A 13435-nucleotide genomic window follows, 5' to 3' on the forward strand; every position below is an offset into this window, starting at 1 on the left:
CAACCCGCCTCGCCCCTTTTGTCCGACCCGCTTAACGTGAGGGGATGACCGCCCCTCTGCCCGCAGACATCCCGGACATACCCGTCCTCCCAGGCGTGGCCGCCAACGCCGCCGCCATCGTCCCCGTCGTCCCGGCGGACGCGGTGGTCCCCCGCGTCCGCCGCCCCCTGGCAGCCGCCTTCCGCCTCCTCGTCGCGCTGACGGCGACCGCAGGTGTGGTGCTCGCGCTGGTCCTGGGCACCCCGTCCCGGGTCATGGGCCACTTCACGATCCTGAGCAGCGTCGCGGTGGCCGCGGTGTTCGCCGTCTCGGCCTGGCGGGCATGGACGGCCCGTCGCCCCGTACCGCCGTCCGTCACCGCCGGCACGATGCTGTACGCGGTGGGTGCGGGCCTGATCCAACACGTGATCCTGGCGGACGGTGCGAGCGCTTTCGCAATGGCGGGCGACACCGGGACGCTCACCGGCTGGCCCGCCCTCACGAACCACCTCCTGCACACGGCGGTCCCGGTCATGGCCGTACTGGACTGGTTCCTGCTGACCCGCCCGGGCCCACTGCGACTCCACACAGCGGCCGCCTGGCTAGTGCTGCCCGCCGCGTACTTGGCCTTCACACTCGCCCGGGGCGCAGTACTGCCTCCCAACGCGCAGGACCGCTACCCGTACCCCTTCCTAGACGTCTCCCAACACGGCTACGTAGAGGTCCTCGGCAACGCCACCGTCCTGGGCCTCGCCTGCTACGCACTGGCCCTCCTCCTCGTCGCCCTCGACCACATCCGCCCCGTTCTGCGCCGCCACCGACCCCCCGAAAACCGGATTTCGTCTCCGGCCACCGGTGGGCTAAAGTAAACGACGTCGCCACGAACAGGACCCACGCGAGTGGCCTGCTCCAAGCGACATCGGGGTGTAGCGCAGCTTGGCAGCGCGCTTCGTTCGGGACGAAGAGGTCGTGGGTTCAAATCCCGCCACCCCGACAGCTAAGTAGCAGATCAGAGGGCCCTTACCGGGTAGGTAAGGGCCCTCTGGCGTTATTGCGTGGCTACCGCTCCGGGTCCGCATCGGCATTGATCCCGTCGGCATCCTTGAGCGCCTGGCGGACAGGCACCCGAACTCGGTAACACTCCGAGGAGGGCGGAAGCATGGGAATTCAGCAAACGGAGCGGGGCAGGGGATCCTGCCGGCCCCTGCCCCATCCGTACTCGTACTCGTGCTTGTCCCGTACTCGTACTCGTCCTGCCCTCCGCGTCAGATCGGGACCGCCACTCCCGTGAACGTCGTCTCCGGTGTCTGTGGGCTCGTGAAGCGGGCGTTGACCAGGTAGAGGCGGTTGCCGAAGCGGGCTGCGGTTGTGGGGACGTCGAAGCGGGGGTCCGTGATCGTGGCGGTCAGGGTGGCGGTTGTGGCCTTGGAGTTGAGGCGGAACACGCTGATGAGGTTCAGGCGGTTCTGGACCACGTACAGGGTGCGGCCGATGCGGTAGAGGCCGTCGCCGTTCACGACGTCGGTCGCGCCGATCAGGGTGATCTTGGTGGCGTGGCCCGTCCTGAGGTTCACGTTGTAGAGCTCGCCGGGAGTGCTCTTGACGACGATCAGGGCTCGGCCGTCGGGGGTGCCGACGATGCCGTTCGCGTTGTTGACGTTGGGGAGCTGGACCCAGTCGCCGGTGAGGGGCAGGGTGCGTACGGTTCCGGTTCGGCCTCGCGGTACTCCGTAGAGCGCGGCGGCGCGTGAGTCGGTGAACCAGGCCCGGTCGCCGAGGAGTGTGACGTCGTTGATGAAGTGGCCGGTCGGTTCCGTCAGTTGATGTGTTGCGACCACTTCGCCCGTGCGGGAGTCATGGGTACGGGCCACACCTGTGTTGCCGGCCACGTACAGGAGGCCGTCGTGGTCGAGCTTCAGGCCGACGGCCACCAGGCCGGTGCCGCCCGCGAAGAGGATCCCGCCCTCGCCGGTGCGCAGGTCGGTGCGGTAGAGGGCGCCGTTGGCGCGCGAGCCCATGTACGCGTACGGCTTTCTGCCGATGGCTATGCCCTCGGGGAGGAAGCCGTTGGGGAGCGGGAACTCGGTCGGCCACGTGCCGCCGCCGGTGGCCGTCGTCGCGGTCCTGGTGCCGGTGGCTGCGTTCGCCGTACCTGCGCCTGCGCCCGTCGCCACCGCGAACGCGGTGAGGGCGGCGCCGCCCAGGAGGGCGCGTCGGGAAGGGTGGGAGTGCGGGTGCGGGTGACTGCGGGTCATGGTTGCGGGCCTCCGGGAAGAGTGGGGTGAGAGCCTTCAACTCGCTCATCCTGGCCCACTCTTGACCGCCGCTCCCCCGGTACGCCGGCTATCGACAGAGGATCGACAGGTTCCACGGCGAAGTCGGCGGCGTCGGAGACCTACGCCCGGTTCAGCCGTTCCAGCTCTCGTCGTACGGGTCCCGCGGTGCCTTGACCGGTTTCACCTCGGTGACGTCGAGGAACGGGATGATCCCGTCGTTCACCGGGTCCTTGGTCTGCTTGGTGGTGTACGTGCCGGTGACCTCCAGCCAGCTGTCCGGTCGCAGGACGGGAGGGATCCGGCCGGTCAGGCCGATCTTCACCGGCTGGGCGTCGGCGGCACAGCAACTGAGTGCCATGCGGACCAGGTACGGGGTGCCGTCGTGGTCAAGGGCCAGCAGGCCGGCGATCTTGATGTGGCGGTGGTCGAGGGAACGCCCGTGGTCGTACGCCGCCCTGCCCGCGTAGTCGACGAGGTTGAGCCGGATCGTGTCGCCGGCGGGGAGGTCCGCGAAGCCCCAGGGCTGCTTCTGCAGGGCCGTGCCGGTGCGCATCGCGCTGTAGGAGCCGAGGGCCGGCGGGGCCACGAGGATTAGGGCGAGGAGGGGGAGCACCAGGAGCCAGGAGATACGGGGTTCGCGGTGTGCATGTGCATGTGCATGTGCGTGGGCGTGGGCGTGGGCGTCGTCATGGCCATGGTCATGGGCACTGGGGGCGGCGGGGATGCCGACTTGAGCCGGGGCTTCAGCGGCTGCGGCGGCGGCTGCGTCCACGGCCTCGTCTGTGTCTGTGTTCCTGCCTGCGGCCGCCCCGTGGTGGTGCTCGGTCTCCGGCCCGTTCCCGGTGCGTGGTCGCGCCGAGTCACCCCCGCTCCCGGCGGACGTACGCGCCGCCTGCCGCTCGTACCAGACCGTCGCGACCGCCGTGGCGATCAGGACGACCCCCGCCGCCAGCAGCAGCGGCTGCAACCCGGCCTTGACGTACCGTAGATAGAGGTCGGTGAGGGCTGCGTGCAGGATCGCGCCGCCGGTGAGGAAGAGGACGGCTGCCTGGGCCTGGCGGTTCACAGCAGCACCGCCCCGACCAGGGCCGAGACCAGGACGGCCAGGGCGAAGGTGGCGGGCGCGAAGCGCAGGGCGAACTCCCGGCCGAACGTGGCCGTCTGCATGGCGAAGAGTTTCAGGTCGATCATCGGGCCGACCACGAGGAACGTCAGCCGGGCCGTGAGCGAGAACTGGGTCAGGGACGCCGCCACGAACGCGTCCGCCTCGGAGCAGATGGAGAGCAGCACGGCCAGGACCGCCAGGGCGAGGACCGACACCACCGGGTTGTCGGCCGCGAGGCTCAGCCACTCCTCCGGGACCACGGCCTTGAGCGTGGCCGCGGCCATCGCGCCCACGACCAGGAAGCCGCCCGCGTGCATCACGTCGTGCCGTACGGATCCCCAGAACGCCGCGCCCTTGCCGAGGCCGTCGGACGCCGGACGGGACGGTGGGCGCAACCAGTCGGCGCGGCCCAGCCGTTGCCACAGCCAGCCCATCGTGCAGGCCACCAGCAGGCTCGCCACGAAACGGGCCACGACCATCTGAGGTTCCCCGGGGAACGCGACGGCGGTCGCGGTCAGCACGATCGGGTTGATCGCCGGCGCGGACAGCAGGAACGCCAGCGCCGCCGCGGGCGTGACACCCCGGCGCACCAACGCCCCGGCCACCGGCACGGACGCGCACTCGCAGCCCGGCAGCACCGCCCCGGCCATCCCCGCGACCGGCACCGCGAGAGCGGGCCGCCCCGGCAGCGCACGGGCGAAGAACGACGGCGGAACGAACACCGCGATGACCGCCGACAGCAGCACGCCGAGCACGAGGAAGGGCATCGCCTGCACCATCACCGCGACGAACACGGTCATCCAGCTCTGCATCACCGGCGCGGACAGCGCCCCGCGGATCGGGCCCTGGAGCACGATCCCCACGAGCAGCAGCATGGTCAGGACGAGGGGCGAGTTGAACTGCCAGCCCTTCCGATCGTCCGTCTCGCGGTCCTCAACCCCGGGCGGCGCTGTGTCGGTTGTGGTCACGGGAGAGGTACCTCCGGTAGGGAAGGGCTTCGCGGGTGGGTTGCCCTCCACCTTCAGTACGCCCGTTCCGGCACAGCTTCTCATCCTGATGTTCCGGCCGGGCGCGCCCGTGTTCCGGTCAGGGCACGCCCGCCTTCCGGCCGAGGCGCGCCCGAGCCGTCACTTCCTGCGGCGCAGCGCCCCGATGATCCCGGGAAGCGCACTGCCGAGTGCGACCACCGCCAGCGGGACGAAGACATCGACCCAGGGATCGCGGATCGGGCGGTACGTGGCGAAGCCCTCCTGGATCTCGATGAAGCCGATGGGCTTCGCGCCCACGCCGCCGCCTCCGCCACCGCCCTCGCCGGTCTTGGCGGCGCCGGCCTCGCGGCCCACACCGGCCCCGAAGCCGAATCCGACCTTGGCGACGGGGATGACCGTGACGCCGTGCCTGGTCACGGGTTCGCCGTAGACGGCGGACACCGAGGCCCGCCCGCCGAGCTTCTCGGCCAGCCGCTCCAGCAGCAAGACAGCAGGGTTGCCCTTGGGTATCTCCGTAAGGACATCCGCGGGGACGCCCTCCGGCGGCTGCGCCGATGTGGTCTCCACCGGTTTCACGGGCTCCACCGGTTTCACGGGCTCCGCGGGCTTCACTAACTCCGCCGGCTCCACCGGCTGTACGGGCTCTTCGTCGGGCATCACTCGTCACCATCCTTCTGGCAGTGCGGTCTACGGTCGGTTCGGGCGGCCAGTGTCCCGCGGAACCCCTGCCTCAACTCCCTTGCGGCAGGCCCCTGTGCAACCGTCCGTGCCGGTGAGGCACTCTGTGCTGTTGTGGCGAGCCTTCCTAATCAGAGCGGGTCGGACGATCGCGGTGCGCACATGGTGGTGTGCGGGGACGATGCCCTCGCGCACCGGCTGGCGGCCGAGTTGCGTGGTGTCTACGGGGAACGGGTGACGCTGGTCGTGCCGTCCGCCGAGGGCACCGTACGTCCGCCGGTCGTCGGGCGGGCCCGTGCCTCGGCGCTGCTCGACCGGGTGTCGGCGGCGGTGACCCGGGCGACGGCCAACGGCGGCATTGGCGGCGGCAGCGGCAACAGCGGTGGCACCGGCGGAAGCGGGGGCGGAAGCGCCGGTGAGGGCACGGCAGGCCGAGGCACCGTCTCCTTGACTCGCGGAGCCACGTCGTCGCCCCGCGGAGCCACCACCTCGGCAAATCGGTCCGCCACCTCAGAAGATCCCCGCCCCGCCCGCGTGTTGGAGGCCCCCGTCCTGACCGAGGCCGTGCTCGCCGAAGCCGGTGTCGAGCATGCCGCCGCGTTGGCGCTCGTCCATGACGATGACGAGACGAACATCCGCGCCGCGCTGATGGCACGCCGCCTCAACCCCCGTCTGCGCCTGGTCGTCCGCCTCTACAACCGCCGTCTCGGCCAGCACATCGAGGCCCTCCTCGACCAGGCCTCCGCCCTGGCCATGGCGGGTATGGCGGACGCCGGAGAGGGCGCCGGAGCGAATGCCGGAGGAGACGGCGGAGGGAACGGCACAGGGAACGGCGGTCCACCCGGTCCCGTACTCTTCGACGCCTCCACGACCGTGCTCTCCGACGCGGACACCGCCGCGCCCGCGCTGGCGGCGACCGCGGTGGCCGGGACCAGCAAGGTCGTACAGACCGACGGGCTGATGCTCCGGGCCGTGGAACGGCAGCCCCCGGGCCCCGGGGAGGTCGCCGACCCCGGCCTGTGCACGCTGGCCCTGCTCTCGGCCACCACCAACGACCCGGCCGGCGCGGACGGTTCGGAGAGCAGCGGTGAGCACGGGCCGCGGCTCCTGCCCGACGAACGTTCCGTGGCCGCCGCGACCGGCCGCGGCACCGTCGTCCTGGAGACGGTGTCGTACTCCGGTCCGCCGCTCCCCGCCGGACGCAGTGTCCTGCCCTTCGGCAGGCTGTTCTCCCGGCGGCTGCGCTGGTCGTTCGCGGGCCTGGTGGCCTGTGTGGTGGCGCTCGCGGTCGCGTCCATGGTGACGACGGGCGACCATCCGCTGCACGCCACCTATCTGACCCTCCTCGATCTCTTCGCCATCAACGAACCCGCGCTCGAAGAACCTCTCGGCCGCCAGATCCTCCAACTCCTCTCCGGTCTCGTCGGGTTGCTGCTGCTCCCCGTGCTCCTCGCCGCCGTGCTGGAGGGCCTCGGTACGTTCCGCAGCGGGACCGCGCTGCGGAAGCCGCCCCGGGGGCTCTCCGATCACGTCGTGCTCCTCGGGCTCGGCAAGATCGGCACACGTGTCCTCGCCCGCCTGCGCGAACTGCACATCCCCGTCGTGTGCGTCGAGGCCGACCCCGAGGCGCGCGGGCTCGCGCTCGCACGCCGACTGCGCGTGCCCGTCGTCCTGGGTGACGTCACCCAGGAAGGCGTCCTGGAAGCCGCCAAGATCCACCGCGCGCACGCCCTGCTCGCCCTGACCAGCGCGGACACCACCAACCTGGAAGCCTCCCTGTACGCCAGGTCGGTGCGGCCCGATCTGCGCGTGGTGCTGCGGCTGTACGACGACGACTTCGCCACCGCCGTCTACCGCACGCTCCGCGCCACCCACCCGCACGCGCTCACCCGCAGCCGCAGCGTCTCCCATCTGGCCGCGCCCGCCTTCGCCGGAGCGATGATGGGCCGCCAGATCCTGGGCGCGATCCCGGTCGAACGCCGGGTCCTGCTCTTCGCCGCCCTGGACGTCGCCGGGCATCCGCACCTGGAGGGCCGTACGGTCGCCGAGGCGTTCCGCGCGGGAGCGTGGCGGGTGCTCGCCCTGGACAGCGCCTCCCCCGAGGAGCGCCGGCCCGACCTGGCCACCGCCCCCGCGCCTGCCCCGGGCTCGCCCGAGCGCCCGTCGGGCCTGGTCTGGGACCTGCCTCCCACCTACGTGCTCGGCTCCGAGGACCGCGTGGTCATCGCGGCCACCCGACGGGGCCTCGCCGAGCTGCTGGGACGACGCCCGCGGGACCGTACGGGCGCGTAATCCCAGGACCGTACGGGTGCGTAGTCCCGGGTCCGGGGGCTGTCCCCGCGGCGCGCCCCGCCTCACAATGGGCCGATGGAATTCGCCGTGTTCGCCTCCCTCCCCGGGCTGGTCATCCTGCTGACGGTCATCGCGTTCGTCGATCAGTTGATGCTGCGGGCCGGGCGGGCCGGGGTACTGCCCTGGCGCAACGGGGCGCGGGTCGGACAGGTGTCGGCCACCGGCTTCGAGCAGCTGCACGGCGCGCTGTCACCGGGCAAGCAGAACGAACTCAGGGAGCGGGAGTCCGCCCTCGTGCTCCGGGACGACGAGGAGGACGGCGCGCCTCCCCACCGGACACGCGTCGACCTGGACAGCGGTATAGCGGTGATGGTGATGCGCATGCCGGCCCAAGCCGAAGCCCGACGCGAAGCCCGGGCCCCAGCCCCAGCCCGGAACGACGGAGACGGCTCGTCTCAGTAGCGCTCCACCGATCAGTAACGCTCCCCGATCAGTAGCGCTCCACCAAGTGCTCCCGCCCCACCGGAGGTTCGTACGGCTCGGGCCAGAAGTCCGTGATCGTCAGGACGCGGCCCTCCGCGTCACCCGTGAAGAACGAGATCCCGTACATCTCGTCCAGGCCCACCGTGAAGTGGACCCAGGTGACGACCTGGCCGGGCTCGGCGACTATGCGCTCGATCCTCAGATGCCAGTCGCCGGGATACTCGCGGTTGAACTCGACGTACCTCTCCCGCCCGCTGACGCGCTCGCGCGTCTGGGGAAGGGTGTAGACGACGTCCTCCGCGAGGGTGTCCGCGAAAGCCGTCCAGTTCCTGTCCTCGGCCGTGGCCCAGAAGCTCTCCACTGTCTTGCGCAGATCGGTCGATGAGGTCATGGCGCCATAGTGCACCCGGCCACTGACAATCGGCCCTGACCTGCACGGACCCGGACATTGCCCCTGCCGCGACGGACTCGGAGCGGGCTCGGCCCGCGGAGTTTTCCACAGGCTGAGGACCCCGGGAGCGCAATGTCGTCCAGTGCGGGCAGTATGGGGCCATGACTGAGAGCAACGGGTCCGTCCCGCACGAGGGAAGCATGCCGGACTGGGAGAAGCGCTTCCGGGCGCCGCGGGTGTCCTTGCCCGACTGGGCGGAGGACGCACCGCACCGGTCCTTGTTCGTGTCGAACGCGACAGGGACGTACGAGTTGTACGCGTGGGACCGCGAGACGGGCGACCAGCGCCAGGTCACGGACCGGCCCAACGGGACGACGGACGGCGTGATGTCGCCGGACGGCGAGTGGATCTGGTGGTTCGACGACAAGGACGGGGACGAGTTCGGGATCTGGCGACGACAGCCGTTCGCCGGGTCCGGCGACAAGGGTGAAAAGGGCGGCAAGGGTGGCGAGGGCGGTTCGCCCGTTGCCGACGAGCCCGCTGCTCCCGGGCTCGACCCCTCCTATCCCGCGGGGCTCGCGCTCGGCAGGGACGGACGGACGGCGATCGTCGGCCGGTCGACCGACGAGGACGGCTCGACGATCTATGTCAGCCGGACCGGCGAGGACCCCGTCGAGGTCTACCGGCACCGCGAGTCGGCGGGTGTCGGCGATCTCTCGCACGACGGATCGCTGATCGCGATCGAGCACACCGAGCACGGTGACGCGATGCACTCGGCGGTGCGGGTGCTGCGGATGGACGGCTCGACGGTCGCGGAGCTCGACGACACCAAGGGCGGCACGGCCGAGCTCGGCCTGGAGGTGCTCGGCTTCGCCCCTGTCGACGGCGACACCCGGCTCCTCGTCGGGCATCAGCGGCGCGGCCGCTGGGAGCCGATGGTGTGGGACGCGGCGTCCGGCGAGGAGACGGACCTGGCGCTGGCCGCCCGCCTGGACGGCGACCTGAGCGCCGAGTGGTATCCGGACGGTTCCGCGCTGCTCGTGGTGAACAGCTTCGAGGCCCGCAGCCAGCTGTGGCGGTACGACCTGGCGACCCGCGGCCTGGAGCAGGTGCCGACGCCGAGGGGCACGGTGTCGGGGGCGACGGCCCGCCCGGACGGCAGCGTGGAGTTCCTGTGGTCGTCGGCAGCCGAGCCGCCGGTGGTCCGCTCGACGTCCGGCGAGGTCGTCCTCGACCCGCCCGGCATGAAGGCCCCGGCGTCGGTGTCCGTCCAGGACGAGTGGGTGACCGGTCCCGGCGGCCGTATCCACGCCCTCGTCCAGCGGCCGGCCGGGGTGACGGGTCCGCTGCCCACCGTCTTCGACATCCACGGCGGCCCGACCTGGCACGACAGCGACTCGTTCGCGGCGGGCCCGGCGGCCTGGGTGGACCACGGGTACATGGTGGTCCGGGTCAACTACCGCGGTTCCACGGGCTACGGGCGCGAGTGGACGGACGCGCTCAAGCACCGGGTCGGCCTGATCGAGCTGGAGGACATCGCGGCCGTACGGGAGTGGGCGGTCTCGTCCGGTCTCGCCGACCCGGACCGGCTGATCCTCACCGGCGGCTCCTGGGGCGGCTATCTCACGCTGCTCGGCGTCGGTATGCAGCCCGAGGCGTGGGCGCTCGGCATCGCCGCGGTGCCGGTCGCGGACTACGTCACGGCGTACCACGACGAGATGGAGGCCCTGAAGGCGATGGACCGCACGCTGCTCGGCGGCACACCGGAGGAGGTCCCGGAGCGCTTCGAGGCGTCGTCCCCGCTGACGTACGTCGACGCGGTGAAGGCTCCGGTCTACATCTCCGCCGGGGTCAACGACCCGCGCTGCCCGATCCGTCAGGTCGAGAACTACGTGACCAGACTCGCCGCGCGCGACGCCGTCCACGAGGTGTACCGCTATGACGCGGGGCACGGTTCGCTGGTCGTGGACGAGCGGATCAAGCAGGTCCGTCTGGAGCTGGACTTCGCGGAGCGACACCTGGGCAGGTGAGCGCACCGGGTCCCCTGCGGGGCGGGTCGGCCGAGAGGCACCCCCTCGGCCGAGCCCCCCGCAAGGGCCCCGTACCTTTGAGGTTGTGTACCGGTTCCTGCTGACGCCCCGCTGGTGGGGGATCAACGTCTTCGTGCTGTTGGCCATCCCTTTCTGCATCTTCATGGGGTCATGGCAGTTGAGCCGGTTCGAGGACCGGGTCCAGGACCACCGCGACGCGGGCGAGCAGGCCACGGCGGCCAGGACGGATCCGGCCAGACCGCTCGCCGAGCTGCTGCCCGTGGACAAGGAGACGTCCGGCAAGCAGACCACGGCGACGGGCCGGTACGGGAAGCAGCTGCTCGTGCCGGACCGGGAGCTGGACGACAAGCGAGGCTTCTACGTTCTGACGTTGCTGCGCACCGACGACGGCAAGGCACTGCCGGTGGTCCGGGGCTGGCTCCCCGGAGACGCGGACCCCGCGAAGGCCCCGGCCGCTCCGACCGGTGAGGTCACCGTGGCCGGCGCGCTGCAGGCGTCGGAGACACCCGGTTCGAACGGCGTGCCCGCGGCCGGTGGTCTCCCCGTCGGCCAGACCGGTGCGATCAGCTCGGCGACGCTGGTGAACCTCGTGCCGTACGACGTGTACGACGCCTGGGTCACCCTCGCCAAGGCGGACGCGGGGATGAAGGCGGTGCCCGCGGCGGCTCCGGCGGACACGGGCCTGGACCTGAAGGCGTTCCAGAACCTGGGCTACACCGGCGAGTGGTTCGTCTTCGCGGGCTTCGTGGTCTTCATGTGGTTCCGGCTGATGCGGCGCGAGGTGGAGTTCGCGCAGGACGCGGAGCTGGGCCTTGTCGAGGGCACTCCCCCGGACGGCGGGAAGCAGGACGGGAACGAGGCGGACCAGGACAGGACCGGCGAGGACACCGCCACCGTCACCGCCGACAGCACGAAGGTGTCGGCCTCTCCCACGGCCTGACCCGAATCAACCCTCAACCGGCCGTGCGGGACCCCCGTCCCTCAGGACCCGGCCAGTACCCCGGTCCGGTAGACCGTGCCGGCGCAGGCGTTGGACACGGTCGTGGAGACCGTCGGGCCGCCGCCCTCCGCCGAGTAGGAGACGACGACGCTTCCGTCGGCGGACCCGTCCTCCTTCATGAGCTGCGAGCTCACGCCGCTGGTGCCCTCCGAGGTCGTACCGCCGCTGTCGCCGGTGGTGCCGGTCGGCGTCGGGTCGGGCGAGGGTTCCCCGCCGCCGGTGCTGCCACCGGTGGTCGGACAGGTGCTGGACGGCACCCAGGCGAACTCGACCTCGTACGCCGAGCCCGGCTGGAGCACCAGCGCGGCCGCGTACGTGGACTGGTCGGGCAGTCCGGCCGCCGCGTCACCCGTCGCGTGGAGGGCCGTGCCGATCGCGGACGGGCTCGCCGCGCCCTGGGCGGCCAGGACGACCGAGCCGTCGCCGGAGACCGTACAGCTGGCGGCGGAGACGTTGGTGACCCGGAAGGAGCCGTAGACCGCGCCGTTGGCGTCGGGTGAGCCGGCGCTCCCGGAGGCGCTGCCGAGCTGCAGGGACGTACAGGCGGGCACGTTCGCGGCGGATGCCGACGGCTGGGTGCCGGTGGTGCCGCCGCTGGCCCCCTTGCCCTTGTCGGGCTTGTCCGTCTTGTCGTCCTTGCCCTTGTCGTTGTCCTTGCCCGAGGAGCCGCCGGAGCCGCCCCCGGTGCCGGCCTGCTTGCCCTCGTTCGCGCCGCCCTGAGTCTCCGAGCTGTTGGCCGCGATGGTCGGGTCGGCGTTGGGGCCGGTGGAGTTCGAGACATGAATGAGGGCCGGGACGGCCGTGCCGATGAAGAGTGCGGCGGCCGCCATGCCGACGACGGCCTGGCGCTTGCGTGCCCGCCTGGCCGGTACCGCGCGCCGCAGATGGTCCAGCGTGCCGTCGGTCGGCTCGATCTCCTCGACCGCCTGGTGCAGGAGCCGCCGCAGGGCCAGTTCGTCGGACCCGAGCACCCCCAGAGCGAAGCCGTCGGCGCCGAAGCCGCCCGTGTCACCCGGCTCCGGGCCCGCGGCGTCCGCGTCCGAGCGGACCGAAGGAGCCGAGTGGACCGATTGTGCCGAATCCGCCGACTGGGCCGAACGAGTCGGCTCGGCCGAAGATTCCGACTGTTCCGCCGCGCCCGAAGGGCTCGACGAGCGCGGCGAAGCACCGGACGGGCGGTCCGCCGAGCGGCCGTCCGTGTCCGAGACGCCCGATTCTTCCGGGCCCGAGTTCCCCGAGGGGCCGTGATTCACAATTCCGTTCCCAGCGTGCTGGTCGTGCTCGTTGTCGTCGCCGTAACCGCGACCGTACTCATCATGGCGTGCCCGCTCGTCCTTCGCGCTCATGCCGGCGCCTCCATGGCGACACGGAGCGCCGCGATGCCGCGCGAGCCGTACGCCTTCACCGAACCCAGCGAGATGCCGAGCGTCTCGGCGACCTGCGCCTCGGTCATGTCCGCGAAGTACCGAAGCACGAGGACCTCGCGCTGGCGCCTCTGGAGGCCCTTCATCGCCTTGATCAGGGCGTCGCGCTCCAGCAGGTCGTACGCGCCCTCCTCCGCGCTCGCCATGTCGGGCATCGGCTTGGAGAGGAGCTTGAGACCGAGGATGCGCCGGCGCAGGGCCGAGCGCGAGAGGTTGACGACGGTCTGCCGCAGATAGGCGAGCGTCTTCTCCTGGTCGCGCACGCGCTTGCGCGCCGAGTGCACCCGGATGAAGGCCTCCTGGACGACGTCCTCGCAGGAGGCGGTGTCGTCGAGGAGGAGCGCCGCGAGACCGAGGAGCGATCTGTAGTGGGCGCGATAGGTCTCGGTGAGATGGTCGACGGTGGTGCCGGCCGCCAGGGCTTCGTCAGCGCCCTCGCGCTGGTTCGGGATGCGGGTCGGCCGCGCTGCGGGCATGGGGGCGATCACCGGCATGCCGCCGCCGGACGCGCCGGACATGCGGGGTCGGCGGGGCGGGCGCAGGGTCGTGCCCCGCGCCGCCACAGTGAATTCGAGTACCTCAGCCACGCCAGTTGGACACGCGTCCCCCCATTGGGGTTGTACGCGACAGGCATCACTTTTGCGTCAGGCTCAGGCTGCACGCCAGACAGTGCGTCAAATGCCCTCATACGTAAAAGCTCATCCCCTATGCCCCATATGAACGTGGCGTCCGGACGCCCCTGAAGGGCGACCGCAAAGACGCTCCCC

Annotated in this window: 12 protein-coding genes and 1 tRNA gene; 6 read left to right on the top strand and 7 right to left on the bottom strand. The window is 71.4% G+C overall.

Features of this window, described 5'->3' with window-relative positions:
• The first annotated feature begins 44 nt into the window (after window positions 1-44).
• Complete coding sequence (locus ACZ5VQ_RS35735; protein WP_469108560.1) at window positions 45-848, top strand: Pr6Pr family membrane protein; 804 nt, start codon at window positions 45-47, stop codon at window positions 846-848.
• A 51-nt stretch (window positions 849-899) separates the two neighbouring features.
• Window positions 900-973 (top strand) — tRNA-Pro (locus tag ACZ5VQ_RS35740).
• 271 nt (window positions 974-1244) lie between these two features.
• Here the strand turns inward: ACZ5VQ_RS35740 and ACZ5VQ_RS35745 are convergent.
• The 4 genes from ACZ5VQ_RS35745 to ACZ5VQ_RS35760 all read right to left on the bottom strand — a co-directional run bounded on the left by ACZ5VQ_RS35745 (window position 1245) and on the right by ACZ5VQ_RS35760 (window position 5006).
• Window positions 1245-2234, bottom strand: coding sequence for an SMP-30/gluconolactonase/LRE family protein (locus ACZ5VQ_RS35745; RefSeq protein WP_469108561.1), 990 nt, complete (start codon window positions 2232-2234; stop codon window positions 1245-1247).
• 151 nt (window positions 2235-2385) lie between these two features.
• A complete protein-coding gene (locus tag ACZ5VQ_RS35750; protein ID WP_469108562.1) occupies window positions 2386-3321 on the bottom strand; it encodes a TIGR03943 family putative permease subunit in 936 nt (311 codons plus the stop codon).
• A complete protein-coding gene (locus ACZ5VQ_RS35755; RefSeq protein WP_469108563.1) occupies window positions 3318-4328 on the bottom strand; it encodes a permease in 1011 nt (336 codons plus the stop codon). The genes ACZ5VQ_RS35750 and ACZ5VQ_RS35755 overlap by 4 nt, the downstream gene beginning before the upstream one ends.
• Window positions 4329-4487: 159 nt before the next feature.
• On the bottom strand, window positions 4488-5006 hold the full coding sequence (locus tag ACZ5VQ_RS35760) for a spore germination protein GerW family protein (RefSeq protein ID WP_469108564.1): 519 nt from the start codon (window positions 5004-5006) through the stop codon (window positions 4488-4490).
• A 183-nt stretch (window positions 5007-5189) separates the two neighbouring features.
• Here ACZ5VQ_RS35760 and ACZ5VQ_RS35765 point away from each other — a divergent pair, with 183 nt between their 5' ends.
• Complete coding sequence (locus ACZ5VQ_RS35765) at window positions 5190-7319, top strand: potassium channel family protein (protein WP_469108565.1); 2130 nt, start codon at window positions 5190-5192, stop codon at window positions 7317-7319.
• 75 nt (window positions 7320-7394) lie between these two features.
• The gene (locus ACZ5VQ_RS35770) at window positions 7395-7781 is read left to right on the top strand and encodes a DUF6191 domain-containing protein (protein ID WP_469108566.1); all 387 of its coding nucleotides are present in this window, start codon (window positions 7395-7397) and stop codon (window positions 7779-7781) included.
• 28 nt (window positions 7782-7809) lie between these two features.
• On the opposite strand, the gene ACZ5VQ_RS35775 is transcribed toward ACZ5VQ_RS35770, so the two are convergent.
• Window positions 7810-8193: a nuclear transport factor 2 family protein gene (locus ACZ5VQ_RS35775; RefSeq protein WP_362087103.1), complete on the bottom strand. Its 384-nt coding sequence runs from the start codon at window positions 8191-8193 to the stop codon at window positions 7810-7812.
• 161 nt (window positions 8194-8354) lie between these two features.
• Here ACZ5VQ_RS35775 and ACZ5VQ_RS35780 point away from each other — a divergent pair, with 161 nt between their 5' ends.
• Window positions 8355-10223 (top strand): S9 family peptidase, encoded by a 1869-nt coding sequence (locus tag ACZ5VQ_RS35780; RefSeq protein WP_469108567.1) that lies wholly within the window; start codon window positions 8355-8357, stop codon window positions 10221-10223.
• 85 nt (window positions 10224-10308) lie between these two features.
• Window positions 10309-11184 (top strand): SURF1 family protein, encoded by an 876-nt coding sequence (locus ACZ5VQ_RS35785; RefSeq protein WP_469108568.1) that lies wholly within the window; start codon window positions 10309-10311, stop codon window positions 11182-11184.
• Between the two features lie 41 nt (window positions 11185-11225).
• Here ACZ5VQ_RS35785 and ACZ5VQ_RS35790 read toward each other — a convergent pair whose 3' ends face one another.
• Together ACZ5VQ_RS35790 and ACZ5VQ_RS35795 are read right to left on the bottom strand one after the other, a co-directional pair.
• A complete protein-coding gene (locus ACZ5VQ_RS35790) occupies window positions 11226-12590 on the bottom strand; it encodes a hypothetical protein (protein ID WP_469108569.1) in 1365 nt (454 codons plus the stop codon).
• Window positions 12587-13255: a SigE family RNA polymerase sigma factor gene (locus tag ACZ5VQ_RS35795; protein WP_079053095.1), complete on the bottom strand. Its 669-nt coding sequence runs from the start codon at window positions 13253-13255 to the stop codon at window positions 12587-12589. The genes ACZ5VQ_RS35790 and ACZ5VQ_RS35795 overlap by 4 nt, the downstream gene beginning before the upstream one ends.
• Window positions 13256-13435 lie beyond the last annotated feature (180 nt).

This window comes from Streptomyces sp. NPDC033178, from assembly GCF_055577685.1.